The sequence below is a fragment of the Modicisalibacter radicis genome (assembly GCF_900961225.1).
In the GTDB taxonomy this organism is placed as follows: domain Bacteria; phylum Pseudomonadota; class Gammaproteobacteria; order Pseudomonadales; family Halomonadaceae; genus Modicisalibacter.
Map to the genome: position 1 here is coordinate 46567 of NZ_CAAHFN010000050.1, position 16284 is coordinate 62850.

General features: G+C 64.4%; 14 protein-coding genes and 2 riboswitches. Of the genes, 2 read left to right on the plus strand and 12 right to left on the minus strand.

Annotation, left to right across the window (positions count from 1 at the left end; genetic code table 11):
• Positions 1–10: 10 nt before the first annotated feature.
• Positions 11–102: riboswitch (S-adenosyl-L-homocysteine riboswitch) on the minus strand.
• Positions 103–240: 138 nt separating this feature from the next.
• Together HR9077_RS04210 and metK are read right to left on the minus strand one after the other, a co-directional pair.
• Complete coding sequence (locus HR9077_RS04210) at positions 241–702, minus strand: hypothetical protein (protein WP_136065451.1); 462 nt, start codon at positions 700–702, stop codon at positions 241–243.
• A gap of 133 nt (positions 703–835) precedes the next feature.
• Positions 836–2056 carry a methionine adenosyltransferase gene (metK, locus tag HR9077_RS04215; protein WP_136065453.1) on the minus strand — a complete coding sequence of 407 codons (1221 nt, stop codon included), beginning with the start codon at positions 2054–2056 and terminating at the stop codon, positions 836–838.
• A gap of 352 nt (positions 2057–2408) precedes the next feature.
• On the opposite strand from metK, the gene tkt reads away from it, so the two are divergent.
• On the plus strand, positions 2409–4409 hold the full coding sequence (gene tkt, locus HR9077_RS04220; protein ID WP_136065455.1) for a transketolase: 2001 nt from the start codon (positions 2409–2411) through the stop codon (positions 4407–4409).
• 145 nt (positions 4410–4554) lie between these two features.
• A riboswitch (FMN riboswitch) is annotated at positions 4555–4741 on the plus strand.
• A gap of 105 nt (positions 4742–4846) precedes the next feature.
• Positions 4847–5326 carry a 6,7-dimethyl-8-ribityllumazine synthase gene (locus HR9077_RS04225; protein ID WP_136065457.1) on the plus strand — a complete coding sequence of 160 codons (480 nt, stop codon included), beginning with the start codon at positions 4847–4849 and terminating at the stop codon, positions 5324–5326.
• Positions 5327–5478: 152 nt separating this feature from the next.
• On the opposite strand, the gene HR9077_RS04230 is transcribed toward HR9077_RS04225, so the two are convergent.
• The 10 genes from HR9077_RS04230 to ubiM all read right to left on the minus strand — a co-directional run bounded on the left by HR9077_RS04230 (position 5479) and on the right by ubiM (position 16128).
• A complete protein-coding gene (locus tag HR9077_RS04230; protein ID WP_136065459.1) occupies positions 5479–6465 on the minus strand; it encodes a sugar-binding transcriptional regulator in 987 nt (328 codons plus the stop codon).
• 204 nt (positions 6466–6669) lie between these two features.
• The gene (gene siaD / locus HR9077_RS04235; protein ID WP_136065461.1) at positions 6670–7458 is read right to left on the minus strand and encodes a biofilm regulation diguanylate cyclase SiaD; all 789 of its coding nucleotides are present in this window, start codon (positions 7456–7458) and stop codon (positions 6670–6672) included.
• Positions 7455–7844, minus strand: a complete 390-nt coding sequence (gene siaC, locus HR9077_RS04240) for a biofilm regulation phosphoprotein SiaC (protein WP_136065463.1) — start codon at positions 7842–7844, stop codon at positions 7455–7457. The genes siaD and siaC overlap by 4 nt, the downstream gene beginning before the upstream one ends.
• A 9-nt stretch (positions 7845–7853) precedes the next feature.
• The gene (siaB, locus tag HR9077_RS04245) at positions 7854–8387 is read right to left on the minus strand and encodes a biofilm regulation protein kinase SiaB (protein ID WP_136065465.1); all 534 of its coding nucleotides are present in this window, start codon (positions 8385–8387) and stop codon (positions 7854–7856) included.
• Positions 8388–8397: 10 nt separating this feature from the next.
• On the minus strand, positions 8398–10452 hold the full coding sequence (gene siaA / locus HR9077_RS04250) for a biofilm regulation protein phosphatase SiaA (protein ID WP_136065467.1): 2055 nt from the start codon (positions 10450–10452) through the stop codon (positions 8398–8400).
• Between the two features lie 236 nt (positions 10453–10688).
• Entirely contained in the window at positions 10689–11669 is a 981-nt protein-coding gene (gene nrdF, locus HR9077_RS04255) for a class 1b ribonucleoside-diphosphate reductase subunit beta (protein WP_136065469.1), read from the minus strand.
• A 102-nt stretch (positions 11670–11771) separates the two neighbouring features.
• The gene (gene nrdE, locus HR9077_RS04260) at positions 11772–13931 is read right to left on the minus strand and encodes a class 1b ribonucleoside-diphosphate reductase subunit alpha (RefSeq protein WP_136065560.1); all 2160 of its coding nucleotides are present in this window, start codon (positions 13929–13931) and stop codon (positions 11772–11774) included.
• A 7-nt stretch (positions 13932–13938) separates the two neighbouring features.
• Positions 13939–14355 carry a class Ib ribonucleoside-diphosphate reductase assembly flavoprotein NrdI gene (nrdI, locus tag HR9077_RS04265; protein ID WP_136065471.1) on the minus strand — a complete coding sequence of 139 codons (417 nt, stop codon included), beginning with the start codon at positions 14353–14355 and terminating at the stop codon, positions 13939–13941.
• Between the two features lie 47 nt (positions 14356–14402).
• The gene (nrdH, locus tag HR9077_RS04270; RefSeq protein WP_136065472.1) at positions 14403–14624 is read right to left on the minus strand and encodes a glutaredoxin-like protein NrdH; all 222 of its coding nucleotides are present in this window, start codon (positions 14622–14624) and stop codon (positions 14403–14405) included.
• A 310-nt stretch (positions 14625–14934) separates the two neighbouring features.
• On the minus strand, positions 14935–16128 hold the full coding sequence (gene ubiM, locus HR9077_RS04275; RefSeq protein ID WP_136065474.1) for a 5-demethoxyubiquinol-8 5-hydroxylase UbiM: 1194 nt from the start codon (positions 16126–16128) through the stop codon (positions 14935–14937).
• Between the last annotated feature and the right edge of the window lie 156 nt (positions 16129–16284).

A 16284-nucleotide genomic window follows, 5' to 3' on the forward strand; every position in this document is an offset into this window, starting at 1 on the left:
TCTCCATTCCTGGGAATGGGCGCCGTTGCTTGCTTGCAGCAAGCCGTCCGAGCCTCGCACACCGACGCTTGCCATCGGCGTGCTGCAGCGCCCCTCGAACGGCGGCAACGCGACCTGGGTCATGACCCTGTTCTGGCAGTTCACTACAGGCGGGGCGCTTTTTCAATCGACCCGCCCGCGCTCGCGACAAGGCGGCCCGCGAGGGCCGCCAGATTCGCTCGATTCATCGTTGACCGGCGGTCACTGCGAGGACTGCTGCTCCTCGTCATCCTCCGGCTGCTGCTGGTCGCCGTCCTGAGCGTTTTCGCCGTTCTGGCCGCCATCCTGGGTGGCGCTCTGGTCGTCGGCCATGTCGCCGTTGGTGGTGTCCGACGAGCCGCCCTGGGACTGGCCGCCCTGCATGTCACCGCTGGCCTGGTCGTCGCTCATGCCCAGCTCGCCCGAGGAGTCGTCGGTTCCCGTGGAGCCCGATGTCGAGCCACTGCCCGTATCGGTCGCCGAGCCGCTGGCCGAATCGGATGTCGTGTTACCGCCCGAATTGGATGCCTCGCCGCTGGTGCCCTCCGAACCGGTGGTCTCAGAACTGGTGGCCGATTCGTTGCCACCGCCGGACTGCTGCTCTTCACCGTCGTCACCACAGCCGACCAACAGCGCACCGGACAGCGCCATCGCGGCGAACCAAGCAAGTTTGCGGTTTACCATGTTCACGTTCCTCATTTCCATTGATTAGCGATACCCAGTTCCCACAGATAGCGTAGAAGGCTATAAGGCCGGCCACAAACGACGACGCCCCGCGCTGTGGCAGGGCGTCGTGCACGCATCCGGCAAAGCCGCTCTAGAGGCCGGCGGCGGCTCGCAGGGCATCGACCTTGTCGACCTTCTCCCAGGGGAAGGCGGTGAAGGTCTCGGTCTGCGCCTCGCCGTGAACGTCGGTCCAGGTGTAGCTCGACTCGAACGGCTCGCGACCGAAGTGGCCGTAGGCCGCGGTCAGCTGATACATCGGATGCTGCAGGTCGAGCATGCGGGTGATCGCATAGGGCCGCAGGTCGAAGTGCTCGCGGACCATCTCGATGATCTTGGCATCGCTGACCTTGCCGGTGCCGAAGGTGTCGATCGACACCGAGGTCGGTTCGGCCACGCCGATGGCGTAGGAGATCTGGATCTCGCACTTGTCGGCGAGCCCCGCGGCCACGATGTTCTTGGCCACGTAGCGGCCGGCGTAGGCGGCGCTGCGATCGACCTTGGACGGATCCTTGCCGGAGAAGGCGCCACCACCGTGGCGCGCCATGCCGCCATAGGTGTCGACGATGATCTTGCGCCCGGTCAACCCGCAGTCGCCCACCGGACCGCCGATCACGAACTTGCCGGTCGGGTTGATGTGATAGCGGGTCTTGTCGGTCAACCATTCGGCCGGCAGCACCTGCTCAATGATCTCGCGCTTGACCATCTTGCGCAGATCGTCCTGGTCGATCTCCGGGTCGTGCTGGGTGGAGAGCACGACCGCTTCCACCGCCAGGGGCTTGCCGTCGGCATCATAGCGGAAGGTCACCTGGCTCTTGGCGTCCGGGCGCAGCCACGGCAGCATGCCGTTCTTGCGCAACTCCGACTGGCGCTCGACCAGGCGGTGCGCATAGTGGATCGGCGCCGGCATGTAGGAGGCGGTCTCGTTGGTCGCGTAGCCGAACATCAACCCCTGGTCACCGGCGCCCTGATCCTCGGGCTTCGAGCGATCGACGCCCTGGGCGATGTCGACGCTCTGCTTGCCGATCAGGTTGAGCACGCCGCAGGTCTCGCCATCGAAACCGACATCCGAGGAGCTGTAGCCGATATCCAGAATCACCCTGCGAACCAGCTCCTCGAGATCGATCCAGGCGCTGGTGGTGATCTCGCCGGCAACGATCGCCACGCCGGTCTTGACCAGCGTCTCGCAGGCCACGCGAGCCTGCTTGTCGCGGGCGATGATGGCGTCGAGCACCGCATCGGAGATCTGGTCGGCGATCTTGTCCGGGTGCCCCTCGGATACGGATTCGGAAGTAAACAGGGAATATTCGCTCATGGCGTCCTCGACCCTCTCTGGTAGGCGTTCCGATGCTTCGGAGAAAAGGGGAACACAGCGCCGCGACCGCCGTGACGGCAAGGACGACGCGCGACAAGCCTGATTGGCGGTGGAGCCGGCTCGGGGGTCAAGAGTCTACACGCTGCTTCGATAGCTGCCTAGCGAGAACGCCGCGCCGCGGCGATCGCCGCATTTGATGGCAAACCCCATCTCGGCGACAATAACTGTCTGATTATCGTGCCGCGCTGCACTGCGGCGTGGTCCAGCCAAGCGGCAGTGGGTCGGGCGTCGAGCGACAGGGATGCCCGCCGATGACTGCCATTGCCGATTTGCCGCAGCGAGGAGCTCAAGAATGCCGTCCCGTTTCGAGTTGGCGAATGCCATCCGCGCACTGTCCATGGATGCCGTGCAAAAGGCCAAGTCCGGTCACCCCGGCGCCCCCATGGGCATGGCCGATATCGCCGAGGTGCTGTGGAGCGACTACCTCAAGCACAACCCGGCCAACCCGCACTGGGCCGACCGCGACCGCTTCGTGCTGTCCAACGGTCACGGCTCGATGCTGCTCTATTCGCTGCTTCACCTGACCGGCTACGAGCTCACTCTCGAGGATCTGCAGAACTTTCGTCAACTGCACTCCAAGACCCCGGGCCACCCGGAGCTGGGCTACACCCCCGGCGTCGAGACCACCACCGGCCCGCTCGGCCAGGGCCTGGCCAACGCGGTGGGCATGGCGATCGCCGAGCGTACCCTGGCCGCCCAGTTCAACCAGCCGGGGCATAACATCGTCGACCACTACACTTATGTGTTCGTCGGCGACGGCTGCCTGATGGAGGGCATCTCCCACGAGGTCTGCTCACTGGCCGGCACCCAGGGCCTGGGCAAGCTGGTGGCCTTCTACGACTCCAACGGCATTTCGATCGACGGCGAGATCGAGGGCTGGTTCACCGACGACACCGCCAAGCGCTTCGAGGCCTACGGCTGGCATGTGGTGCCCAATGTCGACGGCCATAATCCGGAAGAGGTCAAGGCGGCGATCGAGCTGGCCCGTCAGCACGACGACCGGCCCAGCCTGATCATCTGCACCACGGTCATCGGCTTCGGCGCCCCCAACAAGCAGGGCAAGGAAGAGGCCCACGGCGCCCCGCTGGGCGACGACGAGATCGACGCCGCGCGCAGCCAGCTGGGCTGGCCGCACCCGCCCTTCCACGTCCCCGAGGAGATCTACAGCGGCTGGGATGCGACGCGCCGAGGCCAGCAGGCCGAGGCCGACTGGGACGAGCGCTTCGAGCGCTACCAGGCCGACTACCCGGAACTCGCCAAGGAACTCCAGCGCCGCCTCAAGGGCCAGCTGCCCAGCACCCTGAAAAGCGAGAAACTGATCGAGGAAGCCCAGAACAAGGGCGAGACGCTGGCCTCCCGCAAGGCCTCGCTGGCGTGCCTCAACGAGCTCGGCCCGGATCTGCCCGAACTGTTCGGCGGCAGCGCCGACCTGGCGCCCTCCAACCTGACGTTCTGGAAGGGCTCGCGGGCGATCAACCGCGACCACCTCGAGGGCAACTACCTGCACTACGGGGTGCGCGAATTCGGCATGGGCGGGATCATGAACGGCATCAGCGCCCACGGCGGGTTCATCCCCTACGGCGCCACCTTCCTGACCTTCATGGAGTACATGCACAACGCGGTACGCATGGCCGCGCTGATGAATCGCCAGGCGATCTTCGTCTACACCCACGATTCCATCGGTCTCGGCGAGGATGGCCCGACCCACCAGCCCATCGAGCAGCTCAGCGCGCTGCGCTCGACGCCCAACCTGTCGACCTGGCGCCCGTGTGACGCCACCGAGACGGCCACCGCCTGGCACGCTGCCATCCATCGCCGCGGAGCGCCCACCGCGCTGGTGCTGTCGCGCCAGAACCTGGCACCGCAGCAGCGCGACAAGCACCAGCTGGCCGACATCCAGCGCGGCGGCTACGTGCTCAAGGACAGCGACGAACCGGCCCAGGCGATCCTGATCGCCACCGGCTCCGAGGTCGACCTGGCGATACAGGCCGCCGACGCGCTGGAAGCCGAGGGCAAGGCGGTGCGCGTGGTATCGATGCCATCCACCGACGTGTTCGACGCCCAGCCGCAGAGCTATCGCGACACGGTGCTGCCGCCAAACGTTCGCAAGCGGGTGGCGATCGAGGCCAGCCATCGCGTCTACTGGCACAAGTACGTCGGCCTGGACGGGCGTATCGTCGGCATGGACAGCTTCGGCGAGTCGGCGCCGGCCGGCGACCTGTTCAAGTACTACAACTTCACCGTCGAGAACGTCGTCGCCCAGGTCGAGGCGTTGCTGGACGGCACCGACTGAGCGACAGCGCTGGTCGCGACGGCCTACCGCATGGGCAGAAAAAGGGGACGCACGGTCAAACGACCGTGCGTCCCTTTACTTTGTGCTCGAGTGGCGCTTCCGAGGGAGGGAGGGTAAAATTCCTCGCGGCCGCTTACATTGCGGCCACTGTTCTCAGGGCGGGGTGAAAGTCCCCACCGGCGGTAAGGATGCCTTTTAGCCTGCAGCCAGGAAGTAAAGAGCAGCCAAGCCCGCGAGCGCCCGTCCTGGTAGGCACGCCTACAAAGTCGGGGTCAGCAGATTCGGTGAGATTCCGAAGCCGACGGTGACAGTCCGGATGGAAGAGAACGGCACCCTGGACGGGCCTCGGACTATGCTGGCGTGCAGTATCGCCAGCCCCGACTGGCCCGGCGATGGGTTCCGCATGCCCTGATTCTGGTGACTTTACGAGGAAGACCATGAATCAGCTCACGATGACTCCCCCACGCATTGCTTTCATCCAGGCCAGTTGGCACGACGACATCGTCGGTCAAGCCCGGCAAGCCTTCATTACCGAATTGACTGAAAAGCACGGCATCGAGGAGTCCAGCATCGAGGTATTCAGCGTTGCCGGGGCCTATGAGATACCACTACAAGCCCAACTGCTGGCCAAGAGTAACCGCTACGCTGCCATCATCGGCGCCGGCTTCGTAGTCAATGGCGGCATCTATCGCCACGATTTCGTCGCCCAAGCAGTGATCGACGGCATGATGAGGGTCCAACTGGACACCGAAGTGCCAGTGCTCTCCATAGTGCTGACGCCTCATCATTTCCACGAACATGCCGTGCACAGCGAATTCTTCCGGGAGCACTTCGTGACCAAGGGGCGCGAAGCCGCCGATGCCTGTGCCTTGACCCTGGAAAACCATCACCAAATACGCAAGCTATACGAGGCCTGAGGCCGCCCTCTGACACTCACCGGAGAGCGCTACCACCACGAGCAACAGGCGGCGCCCCGCTGGGAATCGCCTGTTGCTTCGCTATCGGTGCATGCTCCATGTCACTCATGCGCCCTCATCGAGGGCGAGGTGATAGCGGGGCCAATATCGCCTCAAGCGAAATTGTCCCCTCGACGGGTCGCCTCATCGAGGCGAATGATGGTATGTGCGTTGGTGACGCTGGTGGCGAGGGTATCGATCACTCCGGTGCGCAGGGCGCCGAGGATACCCACTGCCTTGGTATTCTCGCTGGCGATGGCGATGACATCGGGAATCCGGATCAGATCCTGAATATTGAGACCGATCACCCGGCCCTGCATTGGAGTGGCCGAGGGGCAACCATGAATGTCGATAAAGTCGTAGCCCATCATATCGCCTACCGTTCCGGAGAGCCGTGCCTCGGCGATCTCCTGGGCCGTGAACCACCCCATACGCACCATGTTGCTATTTTCACTCACATCCCCCACACCGATCAGGGCGATATCCGCTCGACGCGCTCGGTCCAGCGTCTGGCGCACGGTAGGATTGTCATAGAGGGCGTCGCGCAGTTCGCTGTTCTGCACCAGCGCAGGCGCGTAGAGGGTTTCACTCTCACCGCCGAACTTGCTTGCCATGCGGCGGCAGATATGGTCCGGGTTCATGTATTCGCCAGCCCGAAGCGAGCCACCAATGGCACAGACAAAGGACACACTCAAGGATTCGGCGCCGAAGACGTTGTCGGCAACCGCCCCGACGTTACGTCCCATGCCTACGGCGACAATCTGGCCATCGGCCAGGCTCCGGGAAAGATGATCCGCCACCAGACTGGCCACCGCTGAGCGTTGCACGTCCAGATCGGCATTATCCAGAGCGATCAGCGCCCGCTTGAGTCCAAAGCGACGCTTGAGCTCCTGTTCGATCTCGGCACTGACTGCCGGGTGCTGGCGCACCCTGACATCCACGATGCCCTCCGCCTGAGCCCGCTTGAGCAAACGTCCGACCCGGACCCGGGACAGCCCCAGCCGATTGGCGATAACTTCCTGAGTCTCGCCTTCCACATAGTAGAGAGTGGCAATCTCTGTCATCAAATCGATATCAGCGGAATCCTGACGCTCATTCATCCTGTTCTTCCCGGTGCTCTGCGTGACGGGCACTAGCATATCCTATAAAGCGAGGCTCCCAAACGAGCGAGAACCCGATCCAAGCCCCTCTGTGGCACCGCGTGACGCCCGAGACACCACCTGCACCGCAGCCGACTTGGCGAGCCGCAGAGCCGTCGCGACACGGTGCTGCCGGCAGCCATTCGCACGCGGGTGGCGAGCGGGCTAGACCGGGACCCGATAACAGTCGCGGCCGTCACGCTTGGCCTGAAACAGGGCGAGATCGGCACGGTTGACCGTGTTCTGATAGCTCTCGTCGAGGCGATATTCGGCGATGCCGGCACTCACGGTCAGCGCAAGCGCCTCTTCGCCGGCCGTGAAGCGAGGTTCGCGTATCCGTGCGAGCAGTCGGTCGACGAGCTGTCGCGCCTGCGCCAGCGAACAGTCATGCAACAGCAGCAGAAACTCCTCGCCGCCCCAGCGACCGCACAGATCCCGCGTGCGTAGCGCCTGGCGCATGATCGCCGCCAGCTCGATGAGAATCCTATCGCCGGTCTCGTGACCGTACTTGTCGTTGATACTCTTGAAATGGTCGACATCGACCATCACCACGCTGAACGTGGCAGCGTCGTGGTGGGCGCGACAGGCGGCCTGCTTGAGATACTCGGCGATCTTCCGCCGGTTGGCCAGGCCGGTCAGCGGGTCGAGCGTCGAGGCCGCGTGCAGCTCGCGGTTGCTCTCGCGCATCAGCTCCTGGTAATGGTCCGAAATACGCGACAATTTTCGCTCCCGGCGTAACTGACGCTCGTATTGCTGCTGGACCTCGCGCATCTCGTCGCGGGTGAACTGCTGATAACCGTCGGCGATCGACAGCAGACGCTCCAGGCGCTTTCGCTGCCCGCAGTGACTGCGATACAGCTGCTCCAGCGCCGGATAGAGCGGATGCTCGCGATAAGCGTCCGCCTCGAGCAGCGACTCGATATAGGCGTACAGCGAAGCGTCGTCGGCGCTCACGCACCAACCTCGGTCGGTGCGATGAGAAAGGCAAAGGTGCAATCCTCGCGAAACTCTTCGGCGAGTTCGGCGATACGTTCGTTGCGCGGGTCGTAACGCCAGTCCACGGCGACGTCGCGTCCCGCCAGATGCGCCTCCTCGAGCAGGTCGAAGATGTCCATCATCGCCTTGACCGAACTGGTGTTGAGATAGACCAGGGCCAGCTCGAGCCGCAGGGGCGCCGAGCCCTGCTCGAGAAAGGCCTGCACCCAGCCGATGATCTGGCCGAAGAGTTCGTAGGAGTTTTCCGGATAGGAATCGCCCTGCATGGTCAGCCGTCCCGCCGCCCAGTCGCTCTGGACGGCGGGGGTGGACTGGGTACCGGCAATTTTCAGATCACTGTGCATGGGGCTATCTCATACTGTCGCTGTCAGGCTGAAGAAACCCCGGCCATCGGGCAGGCGCTCCAGCGAGGTTTGAAGTGGTCGACTGGACTTGCGGGCCATGTCGAGAATACCCAGACCGGCACCGCTGCTCGCCTCGGCATCGCGAGGCTGACGCAGTTGCTGCTTGTAGGCGCGCTTGAGCTCGGCCTTGTCGAGCCCCGCCAACGCCTCGATGCTCTCGACCAGGTGCCGGCCGTCGGCCCACTCGACGAGATTGCCCGCCGAGATCAGGTAGCGCTCGTCCGCGTCCCGGGCGACGGCGATGGTCGCGGTAGCCTGGGTTTCGTCATAGCCCTGCTGGCCAGCATAGTGACGTATGTTCTGGGTCATTTCGATGTAGATGGCAAACACATCCATCGCCGCCGAGGGGGCGGTTTCCTGGTTGGCCATGTAGTTCCGCAGGGCGTTGCCGATCTCCTCGATGAGGCTGCGCGAGATCGGACCGTTGAAGCACAGCATGATGCGCTGCTGAAGATAGCTATCGCGCATGGCGAGCAGATTCATGGCGTCGTCCTCATGAGGAGTCGTCGGAGCGAGAAGGGACAAAAGCATCGCGTCGCGTGTCGGCCGAGGGCCGATAGCGGAAGCTCAGCACGGTGATGTCGTCACGCTGGGGAAGCTCGCCGCGATAGCTTTCCAGCTCGGTCTCGAAGGCGGCGATCTGCGCCTCGAGCGGTCGACCGGCCTGGCTCATCAACATCGACTCGAAGCGCGAATTGCCGAAACCGAAGCCGTGCTCGCCGCCGGCCTGATCGAGGAAACCATCGCTGCACAGGGTATAGGTCCAGCCGGCGCGCAGCGGCTGACGCGTGCTGGTGTAGACCATGCGCCGCTTCTGGGCCAGGGCCCGCTTGCCGCCACGCTGGACCTCGAGCTGCTCGCCATCGGTGGCGTAGAGGCCGATCTTGGCCCCGGCGAAGGTCAGGGTGCGGGTCGCGGCATCGACCCAGACCAGGCCGACATCCATGTTGGTCGCGATGGAACCCGGCAGGCGCTCCTGGTTGAACAGCTCCCGGGCCTGGCGATCGGTGGCGTTGAGAATGCCCGCAGGGTCGTCCTCGCCGATCTCCAGAATGGCATGATCGATGATCGCGCGGGCAAGCATGGTCATCAGCGCGCCCGGCACGCCATGCCCGGCACAATCGACGACGCCCAGCAGACACCCGTGTTCGTACTCGCGGAACAGGTAGAAGTCGCCGCCGACATGGTCGCGGGGACGCCAGAGCACCGCGTACTGATGCTCTAGTGCCGTGCCGAGCTGCGGGCTGGGCAGGATAGCCCGCTGGATGATGCCGGCATACTCCAGCGAGTCTTCGATCTGACGCCGGGCCCTCACCATGTCCCGGTTGGCACTTTCGAGTGCGGCGGTGCGCTCGCGCACCCGGGCTTCCAGCTCGCGGGTATGCCGTTCGACTTGCTGCGCCATGCGCGCAAAGGCGCGGGACAGTTCGCCGATCTCGTCGTTGCGGCGTACCGGCAACTGCGACACGTAGTCACCATCGGCGATCGCCGATGCCGACTGCTGAAGGCGGCGTAGCGGCAGGATGATCAGCCGTTCGGTCGCGTAGGAAAACGCCAGCAACAGGACCGTCAGGAGCGTGACGAGCCCTCCCACCAGCGGCCATAACCAACCGGGATCGAGCAGTCGGGCAGCCTGCACGTCCAGCGCCGTGATCATCACCCAGTCCAGCTCGGGAAGGTAGCCCACCGAAAGCAGGCGCTGCTTGCCGTCGAGCGTCGCCGACAGCGTGTGGACCTCGCCGGGATGTTGCACGGCGAAGCCGATCGCCTTCATCACGGCGGTGCGCTGCCCGGGGGCGTCGATCAGGTCCTGGATGCGTTGGCCGTGGCCGACCTGGCCAGCCTCGGCGCCCGAGCTGTAGGCGATACGACCGGCATCCGGATGCGCCTGGAAGGCGCCGTTTCGGTCGACGATCATGGGGGTCATGCCGTTGGCCCCGTCGCGAATGAAGTCGTCCAGAAAGTCGCTCAGGTCGAGGCCGCTGCCGGCGATGCCCAGCGGCGACCGGGCGTCGCGCACCACGACATTGAACCAGACCTTGGTCACGCCGAGCTTGCTGTCGATATTGACGTTGATATTGTCGGTGACGCCACTGCTCAGGGTATTGAAGTACCAGGCATCCTCGGCGTCGCCGCCAGCGATGCGATAGCGGGGCGTGCGCGCCTTGGCGCTGCCGTCGGTGTTGAAGTAGTAGTCCCCGCTGGCATCGACGACGATGAAGAAGGTGTGGTCGGCGAAGCTCTGGCGGAAGCCTTCCGCTTCCCGAAAGAAGCGGCGCCGCTTGTCCGGATCGGTTTCGTCGGCCAGCCAGTCACGGGTGGTCAGCGCGTTGCCGAAACGCTGCGCCAGCGCGAGCTCCCGCGACACCGGCGCCAGGATTCGCTGCATGTGCAGCAGCGTGTAGCTCTCTGCATAGCCGGTGGCGAAATGGCGGCGGATATCGTCGATTGCCTGCCAGCCGATGACGAGGGCGGACAGCAACGAGAGTAGGCAGGCAAGCAGCAGGGTCAGTGTCGACCTGCCACGTAGCCCCCAGCGAAATGTCATCGAAAACGTTCCCGAATGCGCGGCGTTATAGGTCTAGTCGGAATACCGCAAATAGCTAACATGCCACAAACCGGCATCGAGAACGAGTTTTCTCATGCCCTGTCGTTGGGCGCGGCCATACCGGCAGACGATGGCTGCGCCAACGCCATGACGGATCGCTCGGCCGGCATGGCACCCACCAAAAAGCACGACCGGGGCCGTGCTTTTGCGGTTCCAGAACCAACCTGCGCGAGGCGCTAGAATGCCCAGTCCTCGTCCTCGGTGCGCACCGTCTTGCCGATCACGTAGGACGAACCCGCGCCGGAGAAGAAGTCGTGATTCTCGTCGGCCCCCGGCGAGAGCGCGGCGAGAATCGCCGGATTGACCTGCTCCACGGCACCGGGGAACAGCGGTTCGTAGCCCAGGTTCATCAGCGCCTTGTTGGCGTTGTAATGCAAGAACGCCTTGACCTCTTCGGTCAGCCCCACCTCGTCGTAGAGCGACTCGGTATAGTGCACTTCGTTGTCGTAGAGCTCGAGCAGCAGGTCGAAGGTGTACTCCTTGACCTGGCGCTGGCGCTCCGCCGACTCGGCCTCCAGCGCACGCTGGAACTTGTAGCCGATGTAGTAGCCGTGCACCGCCTCGTCGCGGATGATCAGGCGAATCAGGTCGGCGGTATTGGTCAGCTTGCCGCGGCTCGACCAGTACATCGGCAGGTAGAAGCCCGAATAGAACAGGAACGACTCGAGGAACACGCTGGCGACCTTGCGCATCAGCGGATCCTCGGCGCGATAGCGCTCGAGAATCAGCTCGGCCTTGTTCTGCAGGTGGGTGTTTTCCTCGCTCCAGCGATAGGCGGCGTCGACGTCGCGGGTCGCGCACAGCGTCGAGAAGATCGAGCTGTAGGAGCGCGCATGCACCGATTCCATGAAGCTGATGTTGGTGAACACCGCCTCCTCGTGGGGGGTGACGGCGTCCTCGATCAGCACCGGCGCGCCGACCGTGCCCTGGATGGTGTCGAGCAGCGTCAGCCCGGTGAATACGCGAATGGTCAGCTGCTGCTCGAGTTCGGTGAGCGTGTTCCACGAGGTGATGTCGTTGGACAGCGGGATCTTCTCGGGCAACCAGAAGTTGCTGGTGAGGCGGTTCCACACCTCGAGATCCTTGTCGTCCTGCAGCCGGTTCCAGTTGATGGCATCGACGCGCCGCAGGCGTGGGGTAGAAGCAGTGGCAGTCATGAACGGGACTCTCACTCGGAATAAGGGATTGCGCGACCCCGCCACGGCGTGGCGGGGCATGATTTCAAAGCCCAGGGTTGCGAAGCCGGATCGTCCGGCGACCTAGAGCGTGCAGGACACGCAGCCCTCGACCTCCGTGCCTTCCAGCGCCGACTGGCGCAGGCGCACGTAGTAGATCGTCTTGATGCCCTTGCGCCAGGCGTAGATCTGCGCCCGGTTGATGTCGCGGGTGGTCGCCGTGTCGTGGAAATACAGCGTCAGCGACAGGCCCTGGTCGACGTGGCGGGTGGCCTCGGCGTAGGTGTCGATGATCGCCTCGGGGCCGATCTCGTAGGCGTCGCGATAGTATTCCTGATTGGCGTCGTTGAGGAACGGCGCCGGGTAGTAGACACGCCCCAGCTTGCCCTCCTTGCGGATCTCGACCTTGGACACCACCGGGTGGATGCTCGAGGTCGAGTTGTTGATGTACGAGATCGAGCCGGTCGGTGGAATCGCCTGCAGGTTGCGGTTGAAAAGTCCGTGTTCCATCACCGATTCCTTGAGCGCGCGCCAGTCGGCCTGGGTCGGGATCTCGATGCCGCTCTTCTCGAACAAGCCGCGCACTTTCGCGGTCCTGGGCGCCCACGCCTGTTCGGTGTACTTGTCGAAATAAGCCCCGCTGGCGTACTGCGACTCCTCGAAACCGGCGAAGGCGGTGCCGCGCTCGATGGCCAGGCGGTTCGAGGCACGCAGCGCGTGGAAAGTCACCGTGTAGAAATACAGGTTGGTGAAATCCAGGCCCTCTTCGCTGCCGTAGTGGATATGTTCGCGGGCCAGGTAGCCATGCAGGTTCATCTGGCCCAGGCCGATGGCGTGGGAGCGCTTGTTGGCCTCGGCGATCGACGGCACCGAGCGGATGTCGCTCATCTCGGAAACCGCGGTCAGCCCGCGGATCGCGGTCTCGATGCTGGCGGCGAAGTCCGGCGAATCCATCACCTTGGCGATGTTCAGCGACCCCAGGTTGCAGGAGATGTCCTCGCCGATGCGCCGATAGCCCAGATCGTCGTCGTACTCGGTCGGCGAATTGACCTGCAGGATCTCCGAGCACAGGTTGCTCATGTTGATGCGCCCGGCCACCGGGTTGGCGCGGTTCGCGGTGTCCTCGAACAGGAGATACGGGTAGCCGGACTCGAACTGCAGCTCGGCGATCGCCTGGAACAGCTCGCGGGCGTTGATCTTGGTCTTGCGGATACGCCCGTCGTCGACCATCTCCTGGTATTTCTCGGTAACGCTGATGTCGCCGAACGGCACGCCGTAGATGCGCTCGACATCATAGGGCGAGAACAGGTACATCGCTTCGTTGCGCTTGGCCAGTTCGAAGGTAATGTCGGGGATCACCACGCCCAGCGAGAGCGTCTTGATGCGGATCTTCTCGTCGGCGTTCTCGCGCTTGGTGTCGAGAAAACGCAGGATGTCCGGGTGGTGGGCGTTGAGATACACCGCGCCGGCGCCCTGCCGCGCGCCCAGCTGGTTGGCGTAGGAGAACGCGTCCTCGAGCATCTTCATGATAGGGATGATGCCCGACGACTGGTTCTCGATGCGCTTGATCGGCGCCCCGGCCTCGCGAATGTTGCTCAGCAGGAAGGCCACCCCGCCACCGCGCTTGGAGAGCTGCAGCGCCGAATTGATGGAGCGCCCGATGGACTCCATGTTGTCCTCGATGCGCAGCAGGAAGCACGACACCAGCTCGCCGCGCTGCTGCTTGCCGCAATTGAGAAACGTCGGCGTGGCCGGCTGGAAACGCCCATGCAGGATCTCGTCGACGAGCTGGCGGGCAAGCGCCTCGTCGCCGCGCGCCAGGTTCAGCGCGACCATGCACACACGATCCTCGAAGCGTTCCAGGTAGCGCTTGCCGTCGAAGGTCTTGAGCGTATAGCTGGTGTAGTACTTGAAGGCGCCGAGAAAGCTCTGGAAGCGGAACTTGACCGCGTAGGCCTGATCGAACAGCGCGCTGACGAAGGCGAAATCGTACTGTTCGAGCACCGCACGTTCGTAGTAGCCCTCCTCGACCAGGTAATCGAGCTTTTCCTCGAGGGTGTGGAAGAACACGGTGTTCTGATTGACGTGCTGCAGGAAGTATTGACGCGCGGCCTCGCGATCCTTGTCGAGCTGCAGATGGCCTTCGGCGTCATACAGGTTGAGCATGGCATTGAGCGCATGGTAATCCAGCGACTGCCTGGGCCGGGCCGCCTCGCCCGACACGCCGGGTTCATGGGTCTGCATCGTCGTTTCATCCAACATGAGATAGCTCGGTTTGCAAAAGGGGCGCCAGACGCTGACGGACTGCGGCGACATCCTCGGGCGTGCCCGTCAGTTCGAAGCGGTAGAGCATCGGTACCTGGCATTTATGGGCAACGACACGCCCGGCGAGGCCATAGGCGGCGCCGAAGTTGGTGTTGCCACCCGCGATCACGCCACGGATCAGCGCGCGGTTGTGCTCATCGTTGAGAAAGCGGATCACCGGGCCCGGAACCGCCGTGCGCGGATCGCCATCGCCGTAGGTCGGCACGACGAGCACATAGGGCTGGTCGACCCGCAATGCCCCCTCGTCGCGGTTCAGCGGGATGCGCGCGGCGGGAATCCCCAGTTTTTCCACGAAGCGCCGGGTGTTGCCCGACTTGGTCGAGAAATAGACCAGTTCGCTCACGTCGCTCTCCCGTTGCGTCCAGTTGGCGATCAAAGGCTTGCCGCGGCTTACGCCAGGCTGCGGATCTTCTCGGGACGAAACCCCGACCAGTGCTCACCCGCGGCGACCACCACCGGCAGCTGGCGATAGCCCAGCGACTCCACGGTCTCGATGGCCTCATGGTCCTGAGTCAGGTCGACGACGGTATAATCGAGCCCCTGCTTGTCGAGCGCCCGGTAGGTCGCGTGGCACTGCATGCAATCCGGCTTGCTGTAAATCTTGATACTCATGACAATGATTCCGTTTTGGTTTAAGGCGGCGAGTCATCGACGCGTCGATGACTCAATCCTACCGATTGACCGGGCGAACGGCCAATGCATTTTATCTATATATGGTAGGTTTTGCCGACCCACGTCAAACATATTGTAGTAAACGGCGAGATCGCCGGATGTCGGCATGGCCCGCCAGCGGCGCCCGCAGGGGCGCCTCCGGGGCCGTCATCACGGCTGACTTGCGTGTCGCCGGACTCGCGAAAGCGGAGATAAAGGCCGGCAAACGAGAGCCGGGCGAGCCGTCGGGGGGCGTTCGTGTCGTGTCTTCCTAGCGCTGGCCGAAGCCATCGCGCAGATAACCTCCCAGCAGCCAGCGCAACGGCTTGGCGTGGCGCGCCGCGCCAAGCAGCCCATGGCGTGCGAGTCGCGCCAGCGGCTGCGTATCGCCGTACAGCGCCGTGAGCGAGCGGGACGCCAGCCACAGCGGCTGCGTGGCGCGTCGATGGCGCCGCTCGTAGGCCGCCAACAGCGTGTCCGCGCCGATATCCCGCCCGCTGGTTCGGGCCTTGCGGACCTCCTCGGCCAGGCGGCGAACGCTCGCCAGCCCGACGTTGAAGCCATGCGCCGTCACCGGGTGCAGGCCCAGCGCGGCATCGCCGATCAGCGCGAAGCGCGGGGCTGTCAGCCGCTCGGCGCGGCTCTCCACCAGCGGATAGGCGTGGAACTCGCCGCTGCGCCGCATATCGCCCAGGCAGTGGCGATAGCGCCGCGTGATCTCGGCGGAGAAGGCCTCGGCGCCGAGCGCCAGCAACCGCTCGGCGTCCGCCGGGTCCAGGGTCATCACCAGCGAGGCGTTGGACCCTTGCAGCGGCAGCAGCGACAGCGCCTGGCCATAATCGAACCACGACCAGGTCACCTGTCCGTGGGGCCGCTCGTGGCTCACCCGCCCCACCAACAGGCGCTGCCCGCTATCGTGTAGCTGGGCGGGCACTCCCATCAGCCGGCGCGACATCGAGAACCGGCCGTCGGCGCCGACTACCAGCCGCGCCGGGCACTCGCTGGCGGCATCGAACGTCACGTTCAGGGTCCGTGTGTCGCGGCGCAGGCCGCTCACCTGGCGCCCATCCAGCCATTCGATGCTTGCGCAGGCCGAGGCGGCGAGAAACGCCGCGCGGCGTATCGCCCGATTGGCCACCAGCCAGCCGAGTGGCTGCTGCGCATCGCGCGGCGTATCGGCGAGGATCAAGCCCCGGGACTCGTGGCCGTTGTACAGTCGCACCTCGCGGATCGGCGCGCAGGCCTGGGGGTCGAGGTGCTGCCAGATGCCGCAACGCTCGAGATGCTTGCGCGAGGCATGGGTCAGGGCGATCTCGCGGCCGTCGTCGGCGGGCTCTGCCAACTGCGCTTTCGACAGCCGGTCGATGACGCTCACCTGCAGCCCGGCGCCGGCCAGCTCCACGGCCTGGCATAGCCCGGCGGGGCCGGCACCGATCACCGCTACATCGCTCGACTCGTCCGCCATGACGCCCCCTTCGCTGATACCCGCTCGGATAATGCCCAACAGGATCGCCAGCCTGATGAATGAGAAGCACTCATGTTAACCGAAGGCGCGAGCCCGGACGACAGCCGCGGCAAAAGACCGCGCGGGTAGCGATACAGGACTCCGGAACCAGAAGGC

Bases quoted from the DNA above. Each gene is read 5' to 3' on its own strand.
- siaA (WP_136065467.1), bottom strand. From the start codon at position 10,452: ATGACATTTCGCTGGGGGCTACGTGGCAGGTCGACACTGACCCTGCTG.
- HR9077_RS04230 (WP_136065459.1), bottom strand. From the start codon at position 6,465: ATGAATGAGCGTCAGGATTCCGCTGATATCGATTTGATGACAGAGATT.
- HR9077_RS04225 (WP_136065457.1), top strand. From the start codon at position 4,847: ATGAATCAGCTCACGATGACTCCCCCACGCATTGCTTTCATCCAGGCC.
- ubiM (WP_136065474.1), bottom strand. From the start codon at position 16,128: ATGGCGGACGAGTCGAGCGATGTAGCGGTGATCGGTGCCGGCCCCGCC.
- nrdE (WP_136065560.1), bottom strand. From the start codon at position 13,931: ATGCAGACCCATGAACCCGGCGTGTCGGGCGAGGCGGCCCGGCCCAGG.
- nrdH (WP_136065472.1), bottom strand. From the start codon at position 14,624: ATGAGTATCAAGATTTACAGCAAGCCGGATTGCATGCAGTGCCACGCG.
- tkt (WP_136065455.1), top strand. From the start codon at position 2,409: ATGCCGTCCCGTTTCGAGTTGGCGAATGCCATCCGCGCACTGTCCATG.
- siaB (WP_136065465.1), bottom strand. From the start codon at position 8,387: ATGAATCTGCTCGCCATGCGCGATAGCTATCTTCAGCAGCGCATCATG.
- metK (WP_136065453.1), bottom strand. From the start codon at position 2,056: ATGAGCGAATATTCCCTGTTTACTTCCGAATCCGTATCCGAGGGGCAC.
- nrdF (WP_136065469.1), bottom strand. From the start codon at position 11,669: ATGACTGCCACTGCTTCTACCCCACGCCTGCGGCGCGTCGATGCCATC.
- siaC (WP_136065463.1), bottom strand. From the start codon at position 7,844: ATGCACAGTGATCTGAAAATTGCCGGTACCCAGTCCACCCCCGCCGTC.
- HR9077_RS04210 (WP_136065451.1), bottom strand. From the start codon at position 702: ATGGTAAACCGCAAACTTGCTTGGTTCGCCGCGATGGCGCTGTCCGGT.